Genomic DNA, 10,673 nt, shown 5'->3' with positions numbered 1-10,673 from the left:
GCGGCGGCGGCCGGGGCGGCGGCGGGCGCGGCGGGGGAGTCGACGACGTCCTCGCTGATCAGCCGGACGACCTCCTCGCGCGTCGTGGCCGTGCGCAGGCCGTTGGTGAAGTCCGGCTTGACCAGCGACCGCGCGAGGGCGGTGAGCAGCGTCAGGTGGGTGGCGTCGCCGCCGGCCGGGGCCGCGATCAGGAACGCCAGCGTCGCCGGGCCGTCCTTGGCGCCGAAGTCGACCGGAGGGTCGAGGCGGGCGAAGGCCAGCGTCGGGACCTCCACGCCGGTGGTCCGGCAGTGCGGGATCGCGATCCCGCCGGGCAGGCCCGTGGAGGAGGTGGCCTCGCGTGCGAGGGCGTCCTCGACGAGCTGGCCGGCGTCGGTGGCCCGGCCGGCTCCCTCGACGACGGCCGCGAGGGCGCGGATCACGTCGTGCTTGTCCGCGCCGAGGGCGGCGTCGAGCCGGACCAGGTCGGTGGTGATGAGGTCGGTCATGCGGTCGCTCCAGGGTGGTGGTGCAGCGGTGAGACCTGTACGCGACCGGGGTCGACGTGGGAGGGCTCCGGGATGGTGGTGCCGGGGAGTCCGGCGGCCGCGCTGCCGTAGGCGACGGCGAGCGCGAGTCGGTGGGCGGGGGGCTCCCCGCGGAGGTCGGCCAGGACGTAGCCGAACAGGCTGGAGTCGCCCGCGCCGACGGTGCTGACGACCTCGGTGGGCGGGGGAGCGGCGTGCCAGGCGCCCTCGGGCGTCACCAGCACGGCGCCTCCGGCGCCCAGGGTGGCCAGCACCGCCCCGACCCCGCGGTCGAGCAGGACCCGGGCTGCCGCGGCGGCCGCGGCCGGGTCGGCCTCGATCGCGACGGCGTCGCCACCGGTGAGCGAGGCGAGCTCCTCGCCGTTGGGCTTCATCAGGTCCGGGTAGCCGGCCGGGTCGCCGTCGAAGGCGTCGACCAGGGCCCGCAGCGGGGCCTCGCTGGTGTCGACGGCCACGCGGGCCGCCGTGCCGTGCAGGGCGCGGGTGAGCTCGGCGTACCAGCCCTCGGGGGCGCCGGGCGGCAGCGAGCCGGCCAGCACCACCCAGGCGGCGCCGGCGGCGCGGGAGACCAGGACGTCACGCAGCCGCGTCGCGGCGGCGGCGTCGAGGTGCGGGCCGGGGCTGTTGAGCTTGGTCGTGGTCCCGTCGGGCTCGCTGATGGTCAGGTTGACCCGGGGCGGCCCGGAGGTCGGGACGGCCTCGCAGGCGATGCCGGCCGCGTGCAGCTGGCGGACGAACGGGTCGTCCGGGTCCGCGGGGATGACCGCGAGCGTCGCCTCGCCCGCGGCGACGGCGGCCCGGGAGATGTTCACGCCCTTGCCCCCGGCCTGGGAGATGACGGCCTCGACGCGCTGCACGCCGCCGCGGCGCAGGGCGCCGGACAGCGTGAGCGTGCGGTCCGTGCTGGGGTTGGCGGTCAGGGTGAGGATCACGCGACCACCACCTCCACGCCGGCGTGCTCGAGGTCGGTCCGGTCCTCGGACGACAGCGCGTCGTCGGTCACGAGGACGTCGACCTGGGCCAGGGTGGCGAAGCGCACGGTGCTCTCCTCTCCGATCTTGCTGGCGTCGGCGAGCACCACGACCTGGCGTGCCGCCCCGACGAGGGCTCTTTTGGTGGCGGCCTCCTCCACGTCGGGCGTGGAGAGGCCGTGCAGCAGGGAGATGCCGTTCGTGCCGAGGAACACCACGTCGGCCCGCAGCCGGCTCAGCGACTCGACGGTGTCCGGGCCGACCGCGGCCTGCGTGGTCTCGCGGACCGCGCCGGGCAGCAGGTGCAGCTCGACGCCGGGCAGGCCGATCAGGCGGGCGGCCAGCGGCACGGCGTGGGTCCACACCTTGAGGCGGTGCCCGGGGGTCATCCGGGCGGCGAGGCGTCCGGTGGTGGTGCCCGCGTCGAGGAGCACGGTGGCCCCCGGCCGGGGGAGCAGGGCGAGGGCGGCCTCGGCGATGCGGTCCTTGGCCCCGGCGTGCGCGCGGTCGCGGTCACCGAGCGCGGGCTCGATCACCGGCAGGGCGTGGGCGGGCACCGCCCCGCCGTGGACGCGGCGGACCAGGCCCAGGCGCTCCAGCGTGGAGAGGTCGCGCCGGATCGTCTCGGTGGTCACGTCGTACTCCGAGGCGAGCACGGCCACCGACAGCCGGCCGCGGTCGGAGACGAGTCGGGCCATGGCCTGCTGGCGTTCCTCGGCGTACATTCCTCGTCACCTCCTCGACACGTGCTCGTGATCTGCGTATGTGTTGTTTTAGTTGGGATCGGTGTGGACTGTCAAGGGTCTGCGGCCCTAGGATGTGAGCATGGTCACCAGCACCCTCTCCGACACCAGCTCCCTGCTCCGTGGCGCGCCCGTGGTCCCCGGCGCGGCGTACGGCCCCGTCGTGCTCGTCCAGGACGACGTGCCCGCCGAGGCGGTCGAGGCCTTCGGCGACGGCGGCCTGGCCGACGCCGACGCCGCCCTGGCCGCCTACGACGACGCGGTCGGGGCGGTGGCCGGCGGCTACGAGGCGAAGGCCGGTCGCGCCTCCGGCGCCGCCACCGAGGTCCTCGTGGCCAGCGCCGGCCTGGCCCGCGACAAGGGGATGCGCAAGGCCGTGCGCCGCCGGCTCGCCGAGGACGACCTCGTCACCGCGGTGCGGGGAGCGGTCTCGGAGTTCGTGGAGAAGTTCGAGGCGCTCGGCGGGCTGATGGCCGAGCGCACCACCGACCTGCGCGACATCGAGAAGCGGCTCGTGGCCCGGATCGTCGGCGCCCCCGAGCCCGGGGTCACCGACCCGGGCACGCCGTCGGTCGTGGTGGCCGACGACCTGGCCCCGGCCGACACCGCCGGGCTCGACCCGCGCACCGTGCTGGCCCTGGTCACCGAGCGCGGCGGGCCGACCAGCCACACCGCGATCATCGCCCGCCAGCTCGGCATCCCCTGCGTCGTCGGGGTCACCGGCGCCACCGGGCTGACCACCGGCTCCCACGTCCTGGTCGACGCGACCGCCGGCACGGTGGACCCCGACCCGGACCCCGACGAGGCGCGCGCGATGGTCGAGCGTGCCGGGGAGGAGCGCGCCCGGGCCGATGCCTGGGACGGGCCCGGTGCGACCGCCGACGGCACCCCGGTCAAGCTGCTGGCCAACGTCGCCGACGGGGAGAGCGCCCGCGGCGCCGAGGGCCAGCCGGTGGAGGGCGTCGGGCTGTTCCGCACCGAGCTGTGCTTCCTGGGCCGCGCCGAGGAGCCCACGGTCGAGGAGCAGACCGCGATCTACCGCGAGGTGCTGGAGGCCTTCGCCGGGCGCCAGGTCGTGCTGCGCACGCTGGACGCCGGCTCCGACAAGCCGCTGGCGTTCGCGACCCTGCCGGGCGAGGACAACCCCGCGCTCGGCGTCCGCGGGCTCCGGCTGTCCTTCGACGACCCCGGCCTGCTCGAGCGCCAGCTCGACGCGGTCGCGGCCGCCGCGCAGCAGACCGGCGCCCAGGTGCAGGTGATGGCGCCGATGGTCGCCACCGTGGCCGAGGCCGCCGACTTCGCCGCCCAGGTGCGGCAGCGTGGCCTGGTCGCGGGGATCATGGTCGAGGTGCCGGCGATCGCGCTGCTGGCCGACCAGGTCCTCGAGCACGTCGACTTCCTCTCGATCGGCACCAACGACCTCACGCAGTACGCCATGGCCGCCGACCGGATGGCCACCTCGCTGGCCCACCTGACCGACCCGTGGCAGCCGGCGGTGCTGAAGCTGGTCGCGATGACGGCCGAGGCCGGGCGTCGGGCCGGCAAGCCGGTCGGCGTCTGCGGCGAGGCCGCGGCCGACCCGATGCTGGCGTGCGTGCTCGTCGGGCTCGGCGTGACCTCGCTGTCGATGGCCGCGGCCGCGGTGCGCTCGGTGGGCGCCCGCCTGGCCACGACCTCCGACGACCAGTGCGCCCGGGCCGCCCAGGCCGCGCTGGGTGCGCTCGACCCGGTCGCGGCGCGCGAGGCCGTCCTCGCGGTCCTGGCCTGAGCCGGGTCGCCGACCGGGTGAGGGCGACCGGGTGAGGTCGCCCCGCGGGCCGGCTGACTAGATTGCGCGGTCACCGGTCGGCACCCGCGCGACCTCGCACCCCACCTGGAGGCCCACGATGGGTTACGGACTCGGCGTCTTCCTGCTCGCCCTCGGCCTGATCCTGGTCTTCGCCGTCAACGAGGTTCAGGTCGGACCGGTCGAGGTGATGACCCTCGGCTGGATCCTCGCGGGCGCCGGCGTGCTGGTGATCGTGCTGACCGCGGTCACGATGTCGAGGCGTACGCCCCGGGCCTGACCCGGCGCGGAGCCCGGCCCGCGCAGAGTTGGGCCCGGACCGCGGCCCTTGCTAGTCTTCACCGGTTGGCCCGCCCGTCGCCCTGCGACGGAACCGGGCCCGGGCGCGATCCTGTGCCCGTCGTACCCCAGCCGTCAGACGGCCGCGGATCCAGAGTGCCCGGGTGGACCTGCCCCGGCGCGCCGCGCAACGAGCCGAAGGAGAACCCGAGTGTCGATCGGAACCGACGCGGAGACCAAGAAGAAGATCATCGCCGAGTACGCCACGACCGAGGGCGACACCGGTTCGCCCGAGGTCCAGATCGCGTTGCTCAGCTTCCGCATCTCCCACCTCACCGACCACCTCAAGACCCACAAGCACGACCACCACAGCCGTCGTGGTCTGCTGCTGCTCGTCGGCCAGCGCCGGCGGCTGCTGAACTACCTGCGCAAGACCGAGATCGACCGCTACCGCTCGATCGTCGAGCGCCTCGGCCTGCGCCGCTGACTCGTGAAGGGCCCACCTCGGTGGGCCCTTCCGTGCGTTACGCGCACACCGCGAGCAGCACCCGTACGAACCGCACGACCAGCGACAAGTCCAGGAGCGGCCCCGAGCCGACCGGGCCCGGTCCTCGGTAGTGACCAGCAGGACCCCGCCCCGCGCGGGCCGCCTGCGGTCTCGATCGAAGACCGGCCACCTCGAAGGACGAGGTCCCGCCCCGTTTCGGGCGGACGCCCGCGGCCGCTCCGCGAACAGTGAGGAACCACCAGACACATGACCTACGCAGAGCCCACCATCTCGGCCGTCGAGACCGTGATCGACAACGGCAAGCACGGCCGCCGCACCGTCAAGTTCGAGACCGGGCTGCTGGCCCGCCAGGCCGCCGGCTCGGTGACCGCCTACCTCGACGACGAGACCATGCTGCTGTCGGCGACGACCGCCGGCAAGCACCCCAAGGACCACCTCGACTTCTTCCCCCTCACGATCGACGTGGAGGAGCGGATGTACGCCGTCGGGCAGATCCCCGGCTCGTTCTTCCGCAGCGAGGGTCGTCCCGGTGAGGACGCGATCCTCACCTGCCGCCTGATCGACCGCCCGCTGCGCCCGACCTTCAAGAAGGGCCTGCGCACCGAGGTCCAGGTCGTCATCACCGTCATGGCGCTCGACCCGGAGATGCCCTACGACGTGCTGGCCATCAACGCCGCGTCGCTGTCCACCCAGCTGTCGGGCCTGCCGTTCTCCGGCCCCGTCGGCGGCACCCGCGTGGCCCTGATCGACGGCCAGTGGGTGGCGTTCCCGACCCACAGCCAGCTCGAGAGCGCCGTGTTCGACATGGTCGTCGCCGGCCGCGTCACCGAGAGCGGCGACGTCGCGATCATGATGGTCGAGGCCGAGGCCACCGAGCAGACCTTCGAGCTCGTCCGCTCCGGCGCCCAGGCGCCCACCGAGGAGATCGTGGCCCAGGGCCTCGACGCCGCGAAGCCGTTCATCAAGCAGCTGTGCGAGGCCCAGGCCGAGCTGGCCAAGGAGGCCGCCAAGCCGGTCGCCGACTTCCCGGTCTTCCTGGACTTCGAGGACGACGTCTACGCCGCGGTCGAGGCCGCGGTCAAGGGCGACGTCGCCCAGTCGCTGACCATCGCCGACAAGCAGGACCGCGAGTCCCGCACCGACGAGATCAAGGCGGCGCTGCTCGAGAAGATCGGCGGCGACTTCGAGGGTCGCGAGAAGGAGATCGGCGCCGCGTTCCGCGCGCTGAACAAGTCCTCCATGCGCGAGCGCGTGCTGCGCGACCAGATCCGCATGGACGGTCGCGGCCTGGCCGACATCCGTCCGCTGCACTCCGAGGTCGGCGTCATCCCGCGCGTGCACGGCTCGGCGCTGTTCGAGCGCGGCGAGACCCAGATCCTGGGTGTCACCACGCTGAACATGCTGACCCTGGAGCAGAAGCTCGACACGCTGTCGCCGGAGAAGTCGCGCCGCTACATGCACAAGTACGTCTTCCCGCCGTTCTCCACCGGCGAGACCGGTCGCGTGGGCTCGCCCAAGCGCCGCGAGGTCGGCCACGGCGCCCTGGCGCGTCGGGCCCTGCTGCCCGTGCTGCCCTCGCGCGAGGAGTTCCCGTACGCCATCCGCCAGCTCTCCGAGGCGATGGGCTCCAACGGGTCCACCTCGATGGGCTCGGTCTGCGCCTCGACCATGTCGCTGCTGCAGGCCGGTGTGCCGCTCAAGGCGCCCGTCGCGGGCATCGCGATGGGCCTCATCTCCGGCGAGGTCGACGGCAAGACGCAGTACGTCGCGCTGACCGACATCCTCGGTGCCGAGGACGCCTTCGGCGACATGGACTTCAAGGTCGCCGGCACCCGTGAGTTCGTCACGGCCCTCCAGCTCGACACCAAGCTCGACGGGATCCCCGCCGAGGTCCTGGGTGCCGCGCTGAACCAGGCCAAGGACGCCCGCCTGGCGATCCTCGACGTGATGAACGAGGCGATCGCGGAGCCCGAGGAGATGTCGCTGCACGCGCCGCGCATCATCACCGTGCGCATCCCGGTCGACAAGATCGGCGAGGTGATCGGGCCCAAGGGCAAGGTCATCAACCAGATCCAGGACGACACCGGCGCGAGCCTGTCGATCGAGGACGACGGCACCATCTACATCGGTGCCACCAACGGCGAGGCCGCCGAGGCGGCCCGCCAGGCCGTCAACGCGATCGCCAACCCGACGATGCCCGAGGTCGGCGAGCGCTACCTCGGCACCGTGGTGAAGACGACCAACTTCGGCGCCTTCGTCTCGCTGCTGCCCGGCAAGGACGGCCTGCTGCACATCAGCAAGCTGCGCGGTCTGGCCGGTGGCAAGCGCGTCGAGACCGTCGAGGACGTCGTGTCGGTGGGCCAGAAGGTCCAGGTCGAGATCGCCGAGATCGACGACCGCGGCAAGCTGTCGCTGATCCCGGTCGTCGACGAGTCCGCCGAGGGCGGCGCGGACGACGCCGAGGCCGAGGAGGCCTGAGCCCGTGGGGGAGACCCCGCCGCAGCGTGCGACCCGCCCCTCCCGGGACCCTCGTGGTCCCGGGGAGGGCGGGTCGCCGCCGCTGCGGCCCGGGACGACGCAGACCCTGCTGACCGAGCGTGACGCGCTCGGTCGGGTGACCTCGACGGTGCGACGCACGGTGCTGCCGGCAGGACTGCGGGTGGTCACCGAGGAGATGGCCGGGGCCCGCTCGGCCAGCGTGGGCGTGTGGGTCGGGGTGGGCTCGCGCGACGAGACCGCGGCCGAGCACGGCAGCTCGCACTTCCTGGAGCACCTGCTGTTCAAGGGCACCGCGGAGCGTTCGGCGCTCGACATCTCGGTGCAGCTCGACGCCGTGGGCGGTGAGCTCAACGCCTTCACCGCGAAGGAGTACACCTGCTTCCACGCCCGCGTGCTGGCCGAGGACCTCGACCTCGCGGTCGACGTGCTCGGTGACATGGTCACCGGCTCGTTGCTCGAGGCCCGCGAGGTCGAGGCCGAGCGGGACGTCATCCTCGACGAGATCGCGATGCACGAGGACGACCCCGACGACGTCGTGCACGAGCTGCTCTCGGAGGTCGCGTTCGGTGCGGACACCCCGCTGGGGCGCTCCATCGCCGGCACGGAGGCCTCGATCGAGGCCCAGACCCGTGACGGCATCGCCGACTTCCTGGCCCGGCACTACCGGCCCGGCCAGATGGTGGTCTCGGCCGCGGGTGCGCTCGACCACGACCACGTGGTCGCCGAGGTCGAACGGGCCTTCGCGCGCGGCGGCTTCCTCGACACCCCGGCGAGCCCGGCGGCACCGCGGTCCGGCGACGTCGTCGTCCCGGTCCGCCCCGGTGAGGCACGGCTGCGCCGCCCCTTCGAGCAGGCCAACGTGGTGCTCGCGGTGGAGGGGATGACCCGTCACGACCCGGACCGCTACGCCCTCGGCGTCCTCAACACCGCCCTCGGCGGCGGCACCTCGAGCCGGCTCTTCCAGGAGGTCCGGGAGCGACGCGGGCTGGCGTACTCGGTGTTCTCGTTCTCCTCCCACCACGCCGACGCCGGCCTCGTGGGCGTGAGCGTCGGGTGCCTGCCGACCCGTCTCGACGAGGTGCTGGCGACCGTGCGTGGGGAGCTGGCGAAGGTCGCTGCCGACGGCCTCGACGCCGCCGAGCTGGCGCTGGGGCAGGGGCAGCTGCGCGGGGGACTGGTGCTCGGTCTCGAGGACCCGGCGTCTCGGATGCACCGCCTCGGCAAGTCCGAGCTGGTCCACCACGAGCTGCTCGGGGTGGACGACGTGCTCGAGCGGGTCGCGTCGGTCACGCTGGAGGACGTCCAGCGGGTCGCGGCACAGGTGCTCGTACGCCCCGAGGTGCTCGCGGTCGTCGGGCCCCGCTGAGTCGTCGGGCGGGCGGGGTCGTCGGCGGGCTCAGCGCCGGCCGATGATCCCGACCACGGGGAGCTGCTGGCTCTTCAGCGCGGAGACGCGGAAGCCGCCCTTCTCCAGGGAGGCGCCGGCCCGCGCGATCATCTCGGGCACCTGGTCGTCCCGGGCGGCGTCGTAGAACAGCCCGACGACGCCGCCGGGGCGGAGCCGGTCGTGCAGCAGCGCGACCTCGTCGACGCACTCGCGCACCCAGAACAGGTTGACGTTGAAGGCGAAGACCTTGCTGAGCCGCTTGACCGGCACCCGCAGGGTCGCGAGGTCGATCTGGCGGACGGTGAGCCGCTTGTCCTCGATGGCGGCGGCGTTGCGGCGCTTGGTGCGGTCGACGCCGGACTCCGAGCGGTCGATCGCGAAGAGCCGGCCCTGGCCGGGCTCGAGCCGGCTGCAGATCAGCTCCGCCGCCGCGCCCGGACCGCAACCGATCTCGAGGACCTTGTCGTCGGGCTTGATGTCGACGAGGTCCACCGCCCACCGGATGCGCGCCGGGATCTGGTCCACCACCATGGGCCACAGCCTGCCAGAACGCCGGGCGCTAGGTTGACGGGCGTGGCAGCAACGACCCCCGTGACCTCGGAGAACCTCCCGCACGACCCGGTGCCCGGCCGGTCCGCGGCCCCCCTGCGCGTGGGTGTGCTGGGGGCCCACGGGCGTCTCGGGACGGCGATCGTCGACGCCGTGGCGGGTGCGGACGGCCTGGAGCTCGTGGCGCGTGTCGGGCGTGGCGACGCGCTGGAGACGCTGCTGGGCGACGGCCCCGGCACCGGTGCCCAGGTCGTCGTCGACGTCACCCATCCCGACGTCGTGATGGACCACCTCCGCTTCTGCCTCGACCACGGGCTGCACGCCGTCGTCGGCACCACCGGTTTCGACGACGACCGGGTCGCGATCCTGCGCGGATGGTTGGGGGAGCGGCCCGACCTCGGCGTGGTGCTGGCCCCGAACTTCTCGATCGGCGCCGTCCTGATGATGCGGCTGTCGACGTTGGCCGCGCCGTACTTCGAGTCGGTCGAGATCGTCGAGCTCCACCACCCCGACAAGGCAGACGCCCCGTCCGGCACCGCCCGGCGCACCGCCGAGCTCGTGGCGCAGGCCCGGGAACGGGCCGGGTGCGGCCCCGCTCCCGACGCCACCACCTCCGCGCTACGCGGCGCCCGCGGTGCGGACGTCTCCGGCGTCCCGGTCCACTCCGTACGCCTCCGCGGCCTCGTCGCCCACCAGGAGGTGCTGCTCGGCGGGCTGGGGGAGACCCTCCAGGTCCGCCACGACTCCTACGACCGCGCCTCCTTCGGCCCGGGTGCGGTGGCGGCCGTGCGTGCGGTCGTGGACCGCCCGGGCCTGACCATCGGCCTGGAGCACGTGCTCGACCTCCCCTGACGGGCCCGGTGGTCAGGGAGCGAACGTCAGCCCCGGTGGTCGAGGAGCCAGCGTCAGCCCCGGTGGTCGAGGAGCGAGCGTCAGCCCCGGTGGTCGAGGAGCGAGCGCAGCGAGCGTCACGAGACCCGCACCACGCCGGTGGTCGGAGAGCGAGCGTCAGCACCGGTGGTCGAGGAGCGAGCGAAGCGAGCGTCACGAGACCTCACGACGCCGGTGGTCGAGGAGCGAGCGCTAGCCCCGGTGGTCGAGGAGCGAGCGAAGCGAGCGTCACGAGACCCCTTCCCGACACAGGCCCGCCCGGCTGACCAACCACCCGCAGCAGCACCCCGGTACCGCCGGACCGTGCACGCCCACCGGGGGCACCGGCACGCCCGATCACGGCTGCCGCGGTCGATGGGTGATCTGCCTCCACCTGGTGCGTGCAGATCAAACATCGACCCGTCGCGAGCGGTCTCGTGACGCTCGCTGGCGCTCGCTCCTCGACCACCGGGGCTGGCCCCGCTCCTCGACCACGGCTTGCCTGGTCTCGTGACGCTCGCTGGCGCTCGCTCCTCGACCACCGGGGGCTGGCG

10 protein-coding genes are annotated in these 10,673 nt (G+C 73.7%); 6 read left to right on the top strand and 4 right to left on the bottom strand.

Going from position 1 to position 10,673, the window contains the following annotated elements; translation table 11 throughout:
• From GV155_RS12030 to GV155_RS12020, 3 genes are all read right to left on the bottom strand, one after another.
• The coding region (locus tag GV155_RS12030; protein ID WP_160008230.1) for a PTS sugar transporter subunit IIA at positions 1–488 on the bottom strand (488 nt) is incomplete at its 3' end.
• Positions 485–1,459 (bottom strand): 1-phosphofructokinase family hexose kinase, encoded by a 975-nt coding sequence (locus tag GV155_RS12025; protein ID WP_160008228.1) that lies wholly within the window; start codon positions 1,457–1,459, stop codon positions 485–487. The genes GV155_RS12025 and GV155_RS12030, both read right to left, overlap by 4 nt.
• The gene (locus tag GV155_RS12020; protein ID WP_160008226.1) at positions 1,456–2,223 is read right to left on the bottom strand and encodes a DeoR/GlpR family DNA-binding transcription regulator; all 768 of its coding nucleotides are present in this window, start codon (positions 2,221–2,223) and stop codon (positions 1,456–1,458) included. Before GV155_RS12020 ends, GV155_RS12025 begins: the two co-directional genes overlap by 4 nt.
• 100 nt (positions 2,224–2,323) lie before the next feature.
• Between GV155_RS12020 and ptsP the strand changes: the two genes are divergently transcribed.
• From ptsP to GV155_RS11995, 5 genes are all read left to right on the top strand, one after another.
• Entirely contained in the window at positions 2,324–4,009 is a 1,686-nt protein-coding gene (ptsP, locus tag GV155_RS12015; RefSeq protein WP_160008224.1) for a phosphoenolpyruvate--protein phosphotransferase, read from the top strand.
• Between the two features lie 118 nt (positions 4,010–4,127).
• A complete protein-coding gene (locus GV155_RS12010) occupies positions 4,128–4,307 on the top strand; it encodes a DUF6458 family protein (RefSeq protein ID WP_160008222.1) in 180 nt (59 codons plus the stop codon).
• Positions 4,308–4,517: 210 nt separating this feature from the next.
• Positions 4,518–4,793: a 30S ribosomal protein S15 gene (gene rpsO, locus GV155_RS12005; protein ID WP_160008220.1), complete on the top strand. Its 276-nt coding sequence runs from the start codon at positions 4,518–4,520 to the stop codon at positions 4,791–4,793.
• A 267-nt stretch (positions 4,794–5,060) separates the two neighbouring features.
• Positions 5,061–7,292: a polyribonucleotide nucleotidyltransferase gene (locus tag GV155_RS12000; RefSeq protein ID WP_160008218.1), complete on the top strand. Its 2,232-nt coding sequence runs from the start codon at positions 5,061–5,063 to the stop codon at positions 7,290–7,292.
• Between the two features lie 4 nt (positions 7,293–7,296).
• Positions 7,297–8,679 carry a M16 family metallopeptidase gene (locus GV155_RS11995; RefSeq protein WP_160008216.1) on the top strand — a complete coding sequence of 461 codons (1,383 nt, stop codon included), beginning with the start codon at positions 7,297–7,299 and terminating at the stop codon, positions 8,677–8,679.
• A gap of 30 nt (positions 8,680–8,709) precedes the next feature.
• On the opposite strand, the gene GV155_RS11990 is transcribed toward GV155_RS11995, so the two are convergent.
• Positions 8,710–9,231 (bottom strand): class I SAM-dependent methyltransferase, encoded by a 522-nt coding sequence (locus GV155_RS11990; protein WP_160008214.1) that lies wholly within the window; start codon positions 9,229–9,231, stop codon positions 8,710–8,712.
• A 114-nt stretch (positions 9,232–9,345) separates the two neighbouring features.
• Between GV155_RS11990 and dapB the strand changes: the two genes are divergently transcribed.
• Positions 9,346–10,101 carry a 4-hydroxy-tetrahydrodipicolinate reductase gene (gene dapB / locus GV155_RS11985; protein ID WP_160011265.1) on the top strand — a complete coding sequence of 252 codons (756 nt, stop codon included), beginning with the start codon at positions 9,346–9,348 and terminating at the stop codon, positions 10,099–10,101.
• Positions 10,102–10,673 lie beyond the last annotated feature (572 nt).

The sequence above is a fragment of the Nocardioides sp. AX2bis genome (assembly GCF_902506435.1).
Classification (GTDB): domain Bacteria; phylum Actinomycetota; class Actinomycetes; order Propionibacteriales; family Nocardioidaceae; genus Nocardioides.
The sequence above is the reverse complement of the archived record's forward strand: the minus strand, read 5'-3'. Positions and strand labels throughout refer to the sequence as shown.